The sequence below is a fragment of the Bradyrhizobium sp. AZCC 1610 genome (genome assembly GCF_036924515.1).
Lineage (GTDB): Bacteria > Pseudomonadota > Alphaproteobacteria > Rhizobiales > Xanthobacteraceae > Bradyrhizobium.
In genome coordinates this window covers 2,554,327-2,567,773 of record NZ_JAZHRR010000001.1, presented here as the reverse complement: position 1 = coordinate 2,567,773, position 13,447 = coordinate 2,554,327, and the positions used below count along the sequence as shown (strand labels likewise).

The 13,447-nt window shown below is 62.4% G+C and carries 12 protein-coding genes; 6 read left to right on the top strand and 6 right to left on the bottom strand.

Features of this window, described 5'->3' with window-relative positions; all coding sequences use genetic code 11:
* Positions 1 to 19: 19 nt before the first annotated feature.
* Together V1279_RS12175 and V1279_RS12170 are read right to left on the bottom strand one after the other, a co-directional pair.
* Complete coding sequence (locus V1279_RS12175) at positions 20 to 2,530, bottom strand: DEAD/DEAH box helicase (RefSeq protein ID WP_334435835.1); 2,511 nt, start codon at positions 2,528 to 2,530, stop codon at positions 20 to 22.
* Between the two features lie 814 nt (positions 2,531 to 3,344).
* Positions 3,345 to 4,241 carry a LysR family transcriptional regulator gene (locus V1279_RS12170; protein ID WP_334435832.1) on the bottom strand — a complete coding sequence of 299 codons (897 nt, stop codon included), beginning with the start codon at positions 4,239 to 4,241 and terminating at the stop codon, positions 3,345 to 3,347.
* 260 nt (positions 4,242 to 4,501) lie between these two features.
* Here V1279_RS12170 and V1279_RS12165 point away from each other — a divergent pair, with 260 nt between their 5' ends.
* Together V1279_RS12165 and V1279_RS12160 are read left to right on the top strand one after the other, a co-directional pair.
* A complete protein-coding gene (locus V1279_RS12165) occupies positions 4,502 to 5,236 on the top strand; it encodes an SDR family NAD(P)-dependent oxidoreductase (RefSeq protein WP_334435830.1) in 735 nt (244 codons plus the stop codon).
* Between the two features lie 41 nt (positions 5,237 to 5,277).
* Complete coding sequence (locus V1279_RS12160) at positions 5,278 to 5,877, top strand: NADPH-dependent F420 reductase (RefSeq protein ID WP_334435828.1); 600 nt, start codon at positions 5,278 to 5,280, stop codon at positions 5,875 to 5,877.
* A 263-nt stretch (positions 5,878 to 6,140) separates the two neighbouring features.
* On the opposite strand, the gene guaA is transcribed toward V1279_RS12160, so the two are convergent.
* Complete coding sequence (guaA, locus tag V1279_RS12155; RefSeq protein WP_334435826.1) at positions 6,141 to 7,736, bottom strand: glutamine-hydrolyzing GMP synthase; 1,596 nt, start codon at positions 7,734 to 7,736, stop codon at positions 6,141 to 6,143.
* Positions 7,737 to 7,968: 232 nt separating this feature from the next.
* On the opposite strand from guaA, the gene V1279_RS12150 reads away from it, so the two are divergent.
* Complete coding sequence (locus V1279_RS12150) at positions 7,969 to 8,301, top strand: DHCW motif cupin fold protein (protein WP_334435824.1); 333 nt, start codon at positions 7,969 to 7,971, stop codon at positions 8,299 to 8,301.
* Positions 8,302 to 8,402: 101 nt separating this feature from the next.
* On the opposite strand, the gene V1279_RS12145 is transcribed toward V1279_RS12150, so the two are convergent.
* On the bottom strand, positions 8,403 to 9,701 hold the full coding sequence (locus tag V1279_RS12145) for an RsmB/NOP family class I SAM-dependent RNA methyltransferase (RefSeq protein WP_334435822.1): 1,299 nt from the start codon (positions 9,699 to 9,701) through the stop codon (positions 8,403 to 8,405).
* A gap of 10 nt (positions 9,702 to 9,711) precedes the next feature.
* Entirely contained in the window at positions 9,712 to 10,134 is a 423-nt protein-coding gene (locus tag V1279_RS12140) for an MAPEG family protein (RefSeq protein WP_334435820.1), read from the bottom strand.
* Between the two features lie 195 nt (positions 10,135 to 10,329).
* Between V1279_RS12140 and V1279_RS12135 the strand changes: the two genes are divergently transcribed.
* The 3 genes from V1279_RS12135 (at position 10,330) to V1279_RS12125 (ending at position 13,064) form a co-directional block, all read left to right on the top strand.
* Positions 10,330 to 11,022: an acriflavin resistance protein gene (locus tag V1279_RS12135; protein ID WP_334435817.1), complete on the top strand. Its 693-nt coding sequence runs from the start codon at positions 10,330 to 10,332 to the stop codon at positions 11,020 to 11,022.
* Between the two features lie 170 nt (positions 11,023 to 11,192).
* Complete coding sequence (locus tag V1279_RS12130) at positions 11,193 to 12,161, top strand: dienelactone hydrolase family protein (protein ID WP_334435814.1); 969 nt, start codon at positions 11,193 to 11,195, stop codon at positions 12,159 to 12,161.
* A 69-nt stretch (positions 12,162 to 12,230) separates the two neighbouring features.
* A complete protein-coding gene (locus V1279_RS12125) occupies positions 12,231 to 13,064 on the top strand; it encodes a metallophosphoesterase family protein (RefSeq protein WP_334435812.1) in 834 nt (277 codons plus the stop codon).
* Positions 13,065 to 13,129: 65 nt separating this feature from the next.
* Here the strand turns inward: V1279_RS12125 and V1279_RS12120 are convergent, their stop codons facing one another.
* Positions 13,130 to 13,399: a hypothetical protein gene (locus tag V1279_RS12120; RefSeq protein ID WP_334435810.1), complete on the bottom strand. Its 270-nt coding sequence runs from the start codon at positions 13,397 to 13,399 to the stop codon at positions 13,130 to 13,132.
* Between the last annotated feature and the right edge of the window lie 48 nt (positions 13,400 to 13,447).

Genomic DNA, 13,447 nt, shown 5'->3' with positions numbered 1-13,447 from the left:
TTGGCGAAACTACGCATCGTCACGCAATCTTGCCGCGCAGGCCGTCCGCGAGCGCAGAAAGTGCATTGGCAAGTTGTCGCGCGATTTCCGGCGGCGGCAGAGGCATTTTGAGGCTTTGCGCGCCGGTTGCCGGATCGCGCTCGATCCAGGGATGCGCCGCAGCCTTGGGATCGTTAGCAGCCTTGGGATCATTGGCCGCCGCCAGTGCGGCAACAAACTGCGCACCGACCTGCATCAGGGCTTGCCACGGATCGGGAGCGGTATCGCGAGGCGGTGCCGCGAACCCGTCAGTCTGCGCTATCTCACCAGCGCGAATGTTCCGATCGGCATTTATTTTTTCCGCCGATCCGGCATCGTCATCAACAGCGGCGACGATGCTCCCCACCTCCTCGGCCGGCGTCACCGCTTCGCCCTCGCCCATGCTTCCGGTGACGCTTTCCACGTCCTTCATGAAGCGGTTGAGGCGCGAACCGCCGAGCGAAATCTCGCCACTGCTACCGTCGAGAATTCCTGCCGACAAGGAGCGCTTGAACGCCAGCACCGAAAGCATGCCCTCCTCGATGGTGCCCTTTGCCACGAAATTGATGACCCGCACTGGCCGCTTCTGGCCCATGCGATGGATGCGTCCGATGCGCTGTTCGAGCACCGCCGGATTCCACGGCAAGTCCATATTCACCAGGGTCGAAGCATGCTGCAGATTGAGGCCCGTGCTGCCGGCATCGGTCGAGAGAAACACGCGGCAGGCCGGATCATCGCGGAACCGATCGATCAGCGCCGGCCGCTTGTCCGACGGCACGCTGCCGTGGAAGCTGACATAGCCGATCCCGCGCGCTTCGAGGCGGCGGATGACGATGTCGTGGGTCCGCGTCCACTGCGAAAACACCACGGCCTTGGCCTCGGGATCGGCGAACAAATCATCGAGCAGTGCCGCCAATTCGTCGGCCTTGACGCCGTGGTCGGTTTCCTGGTCCAGCAGATAGGTGCTGTTGCACGACATCCGCATGTTCTGCAGGGCAATCATCAGCGCCCGCTGGTCCCGATCCGAGAGAAATTTGGTCTTGCGCCAGCGGCGGACGATTTTCGCTACCTCGTCGGCGTTTTCCTTATGGTACTCCAATTGCATTTCGGTCATCGGCACCAGCAGGTTCTGGTCGGTCCGGCTGGGCAATTGCCGCAGCACCTCGGATTTGCGGCGACGGATCATGACCGGCGCCAGCGTTTGGCCGATCTTATCCAGTCCGGTATAGCCGGTGACGCGCCCGGCTTCGTCCTTGACCTGATGCTCATGCAGCAGCTTCCAGGTTGGCCCCAGCCGATGTTGATCGACGAACTGGACGATAGAGATCAGTTCCTCGAGCTTGTTTTCCAGCGGCGTACCGGTCAGCACGATCGCATGGGAACTATCGATGCGTTTCAGGGCACGTGCCGCAATCGTGTTCCAGTTCTTCACCCGTTGCGCTTCATCGACGATGACCAGTTCGGGCGCCCACGCGGCGATCTGGTCGAGATCAGGCTTGAGCTTCTCGTAGTTGGTGATCTTGCAGAAGTCATCCAGGGCAAAATCCTTCGCCCTCTGCGCCCGACCGCCGCTGATGACGCGTGCCGCATGTTTGCCCTGCCGCCCCGAGAAGCGCGCGATCTCGCTTTGCCACTGGTATTTGAGCGAGGTCGGACAGATCACCAGCACTTTCGAGACGCCAAAATGCCGCGCCAGTATTTCGGTCGCGGCAATGGCCTGTATGGTCTTGCCAAGCCCCATATCGTCGCCGATCAGCGCCCGGCCGGCCCGTACCGCAAACAGCGCGCCCTCGGCTTGATAGGCATAGAGCGGGACCTTCAGAAGCCCCCGCAGCTTTGGATCGGCTGCACCGCGCGGAAATAGCTGCTCCAGCTTCGAGGCCCGCCGATCAGCGTCCCGTCTTCCCGCGACAAAATCGAGCGCATCGTCATAAGCGCGCAGCTCATGACCATAGTTCGACGCCATGGTCATAAAATGCTCGAGCTCGCCAAGCCGCTCCTCCGGCAGCATCCCGTCGCGTTCAGCATCGAACAGGCCGGCGGCGGCCTCGCGCACCGCCGGCGGGCAATCCGTTCCGGCGCGAAAATGCACGCAGCGTTTGCCTTCATTGCGCAGGTATAGTTCAGAAAATGCAGGCTGGTAGCCGCGCGTGAACGCCGCCTTTGCGCCGCGCTTTTTCTCCAGCTTCGCAAGCGTGAATTCGAGGTGCTTGCAGGTCCCCAGTTCGCTGGTGGCATAATCGGGACAAGAACAGAAATTGCCGCCCGGCCCCAAGCCTCGAATCGCGACGCGATAGCTGGACTTCGACACCGGATTGCTGACCCGAAACTCGGAGAAAAACGGTTCGTCGGTCAGGTTCTCAAGCCCGAAGGCCTGCTCGCGGCCGAACTGTCGGCGCAAGCCGCGTTGCCAGTCCACGGGCGACAGATCGGCCGGAGCATGGGTGCGGGAAAGCTTGGGTTCCTTGGTCGACTTGGCAACGAGATTCGGTTTTCGGCGCGTGGATTTCATCGAAGCATATTCCGTTCACAAATTGCGTCGGGAGAGAGCGATCTTCCGAGGGCAGGCAGCGAAGCGGAGATTACCGGGCCAGCCAGCCCGATCCAAATGGTCTTTGAGGGTGTGGGTCCGCATTCTCGCGGCGCTCATCGCCCGAGGTTTGCATCTTCGTTTGGCCCTCTTCGAAATCTGAGGGCGCAGGGAAGACCGGGTGCTTGCTGCACCCGCGGTCTCGCGTGCGATTTGCGCAAACAAAAATGCACACGAGCATACAGGGCAGCGGGAACACTCCGGCCTTCCCTGCGCAATGGCTTTACGGCTTACTTCGTGCTCTTCCCGGAGAACGGCTCTTTTGCCTCCGTTATTGGCGGGACACTCCCCGCCAACGTAGCGCCAGCACCGCGGCGCCCGAACCACACGACTTCGCCGTACGCATCCGGCGCGCACGTCTATCGCGCCCTCAGCGTCCACCGCATCTCACCGCACGTTCGTGACGTTCGCGAGCGCCCCTCAATCGGGTGAGACGGGCGGAGTTATGGGACTGATTTGGGTGAGAACGAAAGCAGAATATTTTTGATTCCCGGGCTTGACACGATTTCGGAAAATCAGAAGTGATTTGCCTGTCATGCATGCGAAAACTCTCATTCGTCATTGCGAGCGAAGCGAAGCAATCCACAGCGCCCCTTGCCGGGGCGGCCGTGGATTGCTTGTGGGTAGGAATAGTACGCAGCTTTGGGGCACAATCCTCGGCTAGTTTAGTGCACTGTCACCGCAACGTGCCTACAGTAGTATGCTCGGGACAGCGCCATCGGCTACCTGCCGCGCGTCAGTCACGCGATAAGGACAGTCCCGCGAGAAGCGGCGCGTACGCGGCGAGCCTGCGGGATACGAACTCAGTGAAGAGACGCACGCGCTTCGTCTTGCGTGTCTCCCCCTGCGTGAGAAGCCAGAGCGTTCCATGCATGTGCAGGTCGGTGCCCGGCACCCTCACCAGTAGGGGGTCGGCATCTCCGACGAAGCACGGCAGTGTCGTGATCCCGAGCCCTTGCCGTACCGCAACGATCTGCGCCTCGCCGTCCGTGGTCCTGAACGGAACCCCCGTGGTGCGAACCTCACCCTCGCTGGCCCAGTCAGGGATTCCATGAATGCTTATGACGATCCACCGAATGGGATCAGGAGCGCCCGCACGCCACGCGGCTAGTCGATCGCGGGACATGTAGACGCCGCCGAACAATTCCGGTCCCTTCAGGCCGTGGAGATTGAGCGGCAGAGTTTTGCGATCGTAGACGACGCGGATCGCGACGTCGGCCTCTCGGTTGGTCAGATTTGCCAGCTCGCCGGACGACAAGATTTCCATCTCGATGTCCGGATGCAGACGCGCGAAAGCGGTCAAGTCGGGCATGAGCAGGTGTGTCGCGAGGGTCGGTGCCAGCGTCACCCGCAGAAGCCCGCGCACGCTCTGGTCGCGCCCGAAGACGCGCGTCTCCAGCAGGTGCGACGACACTTCCATCTGGTTCGCGAGCTCGAGGACCTCCTCGCCCGCAGCCGTCAGGCGGTAGCCCGAAGGCAGCTTTTCGAACATCTGCGCCCCGAGGCGTTCCTCGAGCTGAGCGATGCGTCGCAGCACGGTCGAGTGATTCACCCCGAGGCGCTCGGCGGCGGCCCGCACTGAGCCTCCGCGCGCGACGGCAAGAAAGTAGCGAACGTCATCCCAGTCGATCATGGTGCAATCCGGCACCACGCGGTGCGCCTTCCAAAGCCCGCATCTAACACATCGAACAGCAGTACGGGCGGTCATATGTCGACGAGCGCGGCCCAATTCCGAACGGCGGACACCGATCGTCGCGGCTGGCGTCAGTCGTCCAGCCGGATCGATTTCGCACCACCGATGTGCGCGCTTCCGCACTCAACAACTGACGCCGGTGGACCCATTTCGAGGTTCTCGGAGGCAGATGCTGTCCCGACACTACGAAAGGAGAAGTCATGGGAAAGCTTGAGGGTAAGGTTGCAGTCATCACGGGTGGATCGAGCGGCATGGCGCTGGCGAGCGCCAAGCGGTTCGTTGAAGAAGGCGCCTATGTTTTCATCACGGGCCGGAGACAGGAGGCGCTGGACGAGGCCGTCAAGCTGATCGGCCGGAACGTGACCGGCGTGCGCGGCGACGCGTCCAATCTCGACGACCTCGACCGCCTGTTCGATACAGTCAAGCGGGAAAAGGGCAAGGTCGACGTCCTGTACGCGAGCGCCGGCATGGGCGAAGCCGTCCCACTGGGCGAGATTACCGAGCAGCACTTCGATGCGGCCTTCAACCTGAATGCGCGCGGCACGCTGTTTACGGTTCAGAAGGCGTTGCCGCTGTTCAACGATGGCGGATCGATCTTCATGACCGGGTCAGTTGCTTCGGTGAAAGGTTTTCCTGGTTACGGCGTGTATTCGGCGAGCAAGGCGGCGTTGCGCTCATTCGCACGCACTTGGCTCAACGAACTGAAGGGCAGGAATATCCGGGTGAACGTGCTGAGCCCGGGGCCGATCGCCACACCGATGCAGGACCAAGTTCTCACCGAGGAGGCGAAGCGGATGTTCGAATCCCTGATCCCGCGGGGAAAGATGGGTCGTCCTGAGGAAATTGCGGCGGTCGCGCTGTTTCTTGCTTCAGACGATTCGAGCTTCGTGAATGGGGTGGAGTTGTCTGTCGACGGCGGCTTCTCGGCCATCTGAAAGGCCGGGAAATCAATATCAACACGGATCGGAGAAGTGTTATGAGCTATGCGATTGTAGGATTCGGTGCGGTAGGCCAGGCTCTCGCCCGGGCCTTCGCCCGTAAGAACATCAAGGTGGCCGTCGCGAGCCGCCGGCCGCCTGAGGCGTTGGCGCCGCAGGCTCGGGCGATTGGACCCACGGTCGTCGCCAAGTCGCTGCGGGATGCACTCGAGGCCGACACAATCATCTTGGCGGTCCCGTTCGGGGAGCATCGCGAGGTTGCGAAGGCCCTGCCGAGCTGGAAAGGCAAGACGGTCATCGACGCGATGAACGCGTTAGTTCCGCTTGAGGAGCTGGACGGCCTCCCGTCCTCCGCCTTCGTTGCGAAGTCGTTCACCGGCGCCAAGCTCGTGAAAGCTTTCAATCACCTGATTGCGGCCACCCTGGCTGCCGATCCGATCGTCGAGAGCGGGCACCGGGTCGTCTTTCTGTCGAGCGACGACGAGGACGCGACCGCTCCCGTGGCGGCCTTGGCCAAACAACTCGGGTTCGCACCCGTCAAGCTGGGAAAGCTCAACGAGGGTGGCGCGCTGGTGCATGCACGCGGCCGCACTTGGGGCCAGCTCATCTTCCAGGATTTGTTCAAGAAGGAGCAGTAATCGATCTACGACCGTGTGATCGACGCCGAGAACTGGTCGCGCGCGCTAACTTCTTCGAGCAGCGCGCGACCGAATATTTGACGGCCACAAAGTCGCGAAGGTGGGGTGGGCCTGACGGCGTATGGGCGCCGTTCGAAGAGCGGCGAGACGCCCGACAGAGCGGCAGATCTGCGGGTCGCCTAGCATCTATCGACTGCTATCGATGGCCTAGGATTCGCCCGAGTGTCCTCTGCTATCCGATACTACTCCACGGTACTCCCCCGTCACTCCCACTCGATCGTCCCCGGCGGCTTGCTCGTCACATCATACACCACCCGATTCACCCCCTTCACCTCGTTGATGATCCGCGTCGCCGTCGCGCCGAGGAAGCTCATGTCGAATGGATAGAAGTCGGCGGTCATGCCGTCGGTAGAGGTGACGGCGCGCAGGCCCACGACGTATTCGTAAGTTCTGCCGTCGCCCATCACGCCGACGGTTTTCACCGGCAGCAGCACGGCGAAGGCTTGCCAGATGGTGTCATAGAGGCCGGCTTTGCGGATCTGGTCGATATAGACGGCGTCGGCCTGGCGCAGGATGTCGAGCTTTTCCTTCGTGATATCGCCGGGGCAGCGGATGGCGAGGCCGGGGCCCGGGAACGGGTGACGGCCCACAAAAATTTCGGGGAGACCAAGCTCGCGGCCGAGCACGCGGACTTCGTCCTTGAACAGTTCGCGCAACGGCTCGACCAGTTTCATGTTCATGCGCTCGGGGAGACCGCCGACATTGTGGTGCGACTTAATCGTCACCGACGGGCCGCCGGTGAAGGAGACGCTCTCGATCACATCGGGGTAGAGCGTGCCTTGGGCGAGGAAATCCGCGCCGCCGATCTTCTTCGCTTCCGCGTCGAAAACGTCGATGAACAGGCGGCCGATCGTCTTGCGCTTTTGTTCGGGATCGCTGACGCCGGCCAGTTCGCCGAGGAATTGTTTCGACGCATCAACGTGCACCAGCGGGATGTTGTAGTGATGCCGGAACAGATCGACGACGGTCTTGGCTTCATCGAGCCGCAGCATGCCGTGATCGACGAACACGCAGGTGAGCTGGTGGCCGATCGCTTCATGAATCAGCACTGCGGCGACGGCGGAATCGACGCCGCCGGAGAGGCCGCAGATCACCCTGCCCTTGCCTACCTGGGCGCGGATCTTTTCGATCGCCTCTTCACGAAACGCGCGCATGGTCCAGTCGCCGGTGAGGCCTGCGACCTTGCGGACGAAATTGCGGATCAGCTTGGCGCCGTCCGGCGTGTGCACCACTTCGGGGTGGAACATCAGGCCGTAATATTTGCGCTTCTCGTCCTGGATCACGGCGAACGGCGCGTTCGGCGAGACGGCGGCGACGGTAAAACCCGGCGGCATTTTTGTGATGCGGTCGCCATGGCTCATCCACACCGGATGGCTCTCGCCCATCGACCAGGTGTCGTCGAACAATCTGCTCGCCGTCTTCACCTCGACATCGGCGCGGCCGAATTCGCGGTGGTGGCCGCCCTCGACCTCGCCGCCGAGCTGGGCGGCCATGGTCATCTGGCCGTAGCAGATGCCAAGCACGGGGACGCCGGAATCGAAGATTTTCTGCGGCGCGCGCGGCGAGCCTTTTTCGTGCACCGATTCCGGGCCGCCGGAGAGGATCACCGCTTTCGGCTTCATCTCGTCGAAGGCAGCTTCCGCCTTCTGGAACGGCACGATCTCGGAATAGACGCCCTCCTCGCGCACCCGGCGCGCGATCAGTTGCGTCACCTGACTGCCGAAGTCGACAATCAGAATCTTGTCATGCGCCGAGGCCACGGAGGTGGTCTGCTCGCGGGCTTTCTGTGCTGCTGTCATGGACAGGAATTACGCGACGGGGCGCGGCGTCGCAACCGCGAGAAGCGACTGACCCACATTCTTTCTGGGGCATGGACAAGCGACATTAGGTAAGTATTATTGACCTAATTTGTCCAAGCCTAATCTGTCCGAGGACGAATTCGAAAGCCTACGGAGGAAACCATACCGAGGACGCCGAGATGACCTCCGAAGGCATGAGTTACTCAACTCCTCTTACTGCAGGATTGTCCGCATGAAAATTCCCGCACTGCCCTTCACTGTCACCGACTGGAGCCAGATCGCCGCGACGAAACATCCCGGAGAAACCGGCGAAGCGCTGTGGCGCACGCTCGATATCGGCGATCTGCGCGTGCGGATGGTCGAGTATTCACCGGGCTATCTCGCCGATCACTGGTGCGACCGCGGGCATGTGCTCTACGTGCTGGAAGGCGAGCTCGACACCGAATTGCGCGACGGGCGCACGTTCAAGCTCAAGGCGGGCATGAGCTATCAGGTCTCGGATTTCGGCGACGCCGCGCATCGGTCGTCGACGAAAACGGGTGCGAAGTTGTTCATTGTGGATTGAGGGTCTAACCGCGTCATTGCGAGCGTAGCGAAGCAATCCATCCATCCGTTATGCCGCGAGATGGATTGCTTCGCTACGCTCGCAATGACAGGGAAAGACCGTCAACCCTTCTTCAGCACCGACACGAAGAAGCCATCCGTGGCGGTGCGACGCGGGGTCATCAGCCACCCCTCCGGAGACTTCAACGCGGCTTTCTCAAAATCTTCCGCCTTGTCCCACAGCACGCTCGCCGTCTCGTTCAATGGCTGAATCGAAAATTCCGGGTGGCGGCCGAGAAAGCTGCGGATCTGATCGCCGTTTTCGCTTCGTAGCACCGAGCACGTGACATAGGCGATACGGCCGCCCGCCTTCACCAGACCGCTCGCCCGATCAAGCGCTTCGGCCTGATCCTTCAACCGGACTTCCAGCGCGCCGGGGCGCATCCGCCATTTGGCGTCGGGGTTGCGGCGCCAGGTGCCGGTGCCGGTGCAGGGTGCGTCGATCAGCACGAGATCGGCTGATGCCTTGATGTCGGCCAATGGATCACTGTCTCCTTTCGGCGCGCGGATATCGGCGTTGTGGACGCCGGCGCGGGACAGCCGTTCGTAGATCGGCGCAAGCTGGCGCTTGTCGCGGTCGGTCGCAATCAGCCGGCCCTTGCCTTGCATCATCGCCGCGAGCGCCAGCGTCTTGCCGCCAGCGCCGGCGCAGAGATCGATCACCTGCTCGCCGGGCTTTGCGGCCGTGAACAGCGCCGCGAGCTGCGAGCCCTCGTCCTGCACTTCGATGCCGCCCTTGATAAAATCCTCCTCGGCATGAATGCCGGGATTGCGGGCGTCGGCGCCGAGCTCGATGCGCAGGCCGATCGGCGACCACGGCGTTTCCTGCGCGCCGAGATGTTTTAGGGAGGCGAGAACCTTCTCGCGTTTGGCCTTCAGCGTGTTGACGCGCAGATCAAGCGGCGCGCGGCTCGCCATCGCGGTGGCCTCCGCCACGCGGTCCTCGCCGAACACGGCTGCCAGCGGCGCATCCAGCCATTCCGGATAGTCGCCGGCGATGTGCGGCGGCGCGCCGTCGAGCGTGCGCGAGGTTAGCGCTGTGCGCTCGGCCTCCGTCAGCGGCTCCGGCGCAAAACGGCCGCCGTCGCACAGCGCGGCGATGGCCTCGGTCGTCATGCCGCGCTCGAGCCGCATCATGCCGAGCGCACGCGCGCGCGGCGTGTCCGCGTCCATCAGCCAGGCGCTGGACGCCCGCCGCCGCAGCACGTCCCAGATCAGGCCGGAAATCGCGGCGCGGTCGCCCGAGCCGGCATAGCGATGCGCGGTGCCCCACTCCTTCAGCGCCTTTGCGGCCGGAACGCGTTGCGTGTCGATGGTCTCGATCAGTTCGATGGCTGCGGACAGCCGGGCAGCGGGGGTCATCAATAACCTTCTAGATCAGAAGCAGCAGCTTCAGCGCGAAGTAGATCCACATCGCCAGCAGCACCAGCGCGCCGGCAAACCACGCCAGGCTGCGCTGCTGGATGTTGTTCGATGTGACGAAAATGCCGGCATGGGCAAATCGCGTCACCACGAACACCCAGGACATCAGCACGATGAAGAGATCAGCCCGGCGCAGCGGCAATGCCAGCGCGATCAGGATGTAGAACAGGAGGGGTACTTCGAACTGATTGCTGAAGCAATTGCCGATCTGGGCCACGCGGGCGGGATATTTCGGCTGCCCCAGCGCGATGTCCTTCAGGCTGGTTTCCCGGGCTTTCACCGCCTTTGTGCGGGCGGTCACCATCCACATGAGCAGGAAGAAAGTGAGCCCGATCGACACGAAAACCGGCAGCAAAACCATTTGAACCGACATGAGAATCTCCCCCGAAACCTGCACCAAGCCTTAAAGCAATAACGAGGCACACCTCGCCTGACAAATCCACTTGCCGGGCTCGCTTGAACCACCGCCCGAGCCTTTTGAACCACAGACGGAGCCTTGGCGACCAACTATCGAGAATTCCGATGGTTCTGGTCTCGAACCGGCCATCAAGCAACCCGCGAGCAGGCGATGAATATCACCTCCCCGATCCTGACCGGCGCCGGCCGCGCTGCCGAACTGCCCGGCGATTCCTTGACCTCCCTGCTCCGGACCTTCGGGTTCAGCGATAGCCCCGATGGCGGCCTCGGCATCATCATGTCGGCATTGGCGGGTATCGCCGCGGCGTTGGCGGTGGCGATCATGCTGTCCGTCTATTTCCGCAGCGGCCACCGCAGCCGACATGATCTCCTGAAGCACGGGCTTGCCGCCTCCGCGGTGCTGGTCCTGCTCGCCTTCGTGATCTCGGACACGCGGCAGGCGGCGCAGGCCTATCTCGGCCTCAATCCGGCGAAACCCGCGGTGGAATTTGAAATCCGCCTGCCGAAGGCTGTGTTGACGACCGGCGCCGACACCCAGGTGGAACTGCTGACCGACCGGAACCAGAAACTGGCGAAGGTTCAGGAGGCGCTGGCCTCCACCTCCGACGGCCGCAGCCTGTTGCGGGGAACGGTGACGCTCGATTACCGCACCACCGAACGTGTGATCGTGCTGAACCTGCCCGGCCGGGCCCAAAGCACGTTCCGGCTGCGGCTGCCGGCGAGCCCGTCGCATTCCGGCCAGTTCGGGCCGTGGCACCTGGCTGACGGCATCGTCCCCGCCAATGGCGGCCCGGTGACATCAGAGCATCATGACGCCTTCGCGATCCGCTACCGCGTGCTCTGACACGCTGCGCTGGAATGCCGCCAAGGGGCTGGAGCGCCTGTGTTGCCCATTTGCCCTGAAGGACAAGGATGGCAAGACCGCGGGGCACATTTACTTTGACGGGAACAACTAGCGCTTTACTCTATCCCTGACGGTCGCCAAAAAAGAGCGGCCGCGGGAGGAGTGCAACTTTGCGATTTCGCGATCAGGACATTGTTTTCGCTGGCGGCGCCAAGGGACAGAATATCGACATTCTAACCGCCAATCCGGCCAACTACTTCCACGTCATCAGCAATGCCGCCGAACTGCCGAGACTTGTGGTCGACGGCAAGCTGTTCCTGCCGGCTTCGGATCATCGCAAACGCAACGGAAAGCTGCCGCTTGTCATGGTGGTGCCGGGCAGCCTCGGCGTTGCGCCCTCACACCTCAAACATGCCGAAACGGTGGTCGCCGACGGGTTCGCGGCTTTTGTGCTTGACAGTTTTGGCGCGCGCGACGTGACCTCGACGGTCGCCAACCAGACGCAGTTTTCATTTGCCGCCAGCGCCTATGACGTGCTGGCGGCCTGGATGGTGCTGTCGGCCCATCCGGAGATCGATGCTTCAAGGATCGGCGCGCAAGGCCACAGCCGCGGCGGCTCGGCAGTGCTGACCGCGGCGACGCGCCGATTTGCCGATGCGGTGGTCGGCGCCGGCGCCGGTTTTCGCAGCGTGCTCGCGGCCTATCCCTGGAGCGGTCACCAGTTCCTCGATCCCTCCGTCGATGAAACTGAAATCCGCGTTATCATGGGCGATGCCGATGAATGGTGCTCGCCGATGCAGGTGCAGGGCCATTGTCAGGCCATCCGCCTCTCCGGCGGCAAGGCAACGATGCGGCTGATCGGCGGCGCGCAGCATAGTTTTGACCGCGGCACCGGTATCGAGAACGTTCCCGATGCATCCGTCTCCCCCGCCGCACCGACGGCCTATATTGCCAACGACGGCGCCTTCATCCATCCGCTCACCGGTGTCGCGGACAGCAAGCTGACCGATCGCGACCTGATGATCTACGCGCTGAAGGCCGGCTATGGCCGCAAGGGCGCCCGGATCGGAAGCCGCGAGGGGGACGCCGAGTTGTTTAAAACAGACATGCTGGCGTTCTGGCGACGGACGCTGGGGTGACACGCCATGTGTTCCCGTCATCGTACCGACTTCAGGTCCGGCTATGATCGGATCTGAAAGGAAGGCTGCATGACCGAATTTCGCCTGACGCAAATTTCCGACACCCACCTCGCGCGCCGCCTGCAGAAACTGACCGACAATTTTCACCGCGTCAGCGAACACATCGACGCGACGCGCCCGGATCTTGTGATCAACAGCGGCGATATCTCCTTCGACGGGCCCACCAGCCGCAGCGATCTCGAATTTGCCAAGGAACTGCACGATGCACTGCCGGTGCCGTGTCGCCATTTGCCCGGCAATCACGACATCGGCGACAACCCGACCGCGGTCGGTCCCGCACCGAAACAACCGGCGACCGAGAAAGAGCGGCAGAACTATCTGTCCGTGATCGGCGAAGACCGCTGGCGCTTCGACGCGGCCGGCTGGAGCTTTATCGGGTTGAATTCGCTGATCATGAACACCGGAATCGAGAGCGAGGCCGAGCAGTTCGGCTGGCTGGCTTCAGAGCTTGGGCGCCTCAACGGCCGGCCCGTCGCGCTGTTCCTGCACAAGCCGCTTTATCTGAACACGCCTGATGATCCCGAAACGGAGGCAACAGCAATCCGCTATGTGCCGCAGCCACGGCGCAGAAGTTTGATCGAGATGTTTGCGGCGGTCGATCTGCGGCTGGTCGCCTCAGGCCACGTGCATCAGCGGCGCGACTTCACCTTTGGCCGTACCCGCCACGTCTGGGCCCCCTCGGCCGGCTTCATCATTTCCGATGAGAGACAGGAACGGATAGCCATCAAGGAAGTCGGGCTGGTCGAATACCGTTTCCAGCCCGACGCCTTTGAGGTCCGGCACGTCAGGGCGCCGGGACAAATCGATGTTGATCTGGATTCGCTGATTGGCAAGGGTTCCTAGCAAGGGTTCCTAGACTTCTTCAGAGCGCCTCGAAATAGAGCGCCTCGAAATCCTTACCTCCCGGATCAGTATCCCCGCTCAACGTAGCCATAGTAGGAACCGTCGGTCCAAGGCTCGCTGGCAAATGCGCCCACGCGTGGGGCCGGGTGAAACCGGTTACCATAGTAGTAGCCTGGTCCGGGCGTGGCCCTGACGCCGTAGCCTCCTGTGACGTAAGCGGAGTTCGGATAGTAGCCTGTCACGCCGGGTTCCTGATAGACCACTTGAGCCATTGCAGGAGTGGCCAGCATCGTTGCGGCAACCAGGCCGAGCGATAGTTTCTTGAAGTTCGTCATTTGGCTTCTCCATTGGATGTCAAAGCCAAACGACAGTTTCGAAGGGAC

Bases quoted from the DNA above. Each gene is read 5' to 3' on its own strand.
- V1279_RS12175 (WP_334435835.1), bottom strand. From the start codon at position 2,530: ATGAAATCCACGCGCCGAAAACCGAATCTCGTTGCCAAGTCGACCAAG.
- V1279_RS12170 (WP_334435832.1), bottom strand. From the start codon at position 4,241: ATGATCGACTGGGATGACGTTCGCTACTTTCTTGCCGTCGCGCGCGGA.
- V1279_RS12165 (WP_334435830.1), top strand. From the start codon at position 4,502: ATGGGAAAGCTTGAGGGTAAGGTTGCAGTCATCACGGGTGGATCGAGC.
- V1279_RS12160 (WP_334435828.1), top strand. From the start codon at position 5,278: ATGAGCTATGCGATTGTAGGATTCGGTGCGGTAGGCCAGGCTCTCGCC.
- guaA (WP_334435826.1), bottom strand. From the start codon at position 7,736: ATGACAGCAGCACAGAAAGCCCGCGAGCAGACCACCTCCGTGGCCTCG.
- V1279_RS12150 (WP_334435824.1), top strand. From the start codon at position 7,969: ATGAAAATTCCCGCACTGCCCTTCACTGTCACCGACTGGAGCCAGATC.
- V1279_RS12145 (WP_334435822.1), bottom strand. From the start codon at position 9,701: ATGACCCCCGCTGCCCGGCTGTCCGCAGCCATCGAACTGATCGAGACC.
- V1279_RS12140 (WP_334435820.1), bottom strand. From the start codon at position 10,134: ATGTCGGTTCAAATGGTTTTGCTGCCGGTTTTCGTGTCGATCGGGCTC.
- V1279_RS12135 (WP_334435817.1), top strand. From the start codon at position 10,330: ATGAATATCACCTCCCCGATCCTGACCGGCGCCGGCCGCGCTGCCGAA.
- V1279_RS12125 (WP_334435812.1), top strand. From the start codon at position 12,231: ATGACCGAATTTCGCCTGACGCAAATTTCCGACACCCACCTCGCGCGC.
- V1279_RS12120 (WP_334435810.1), bottom strand. From the start codon at position 13,399: ATGACGAACTTCAAGAAACTATCGCTCGGCCTGGTTGCCGCAACGATG.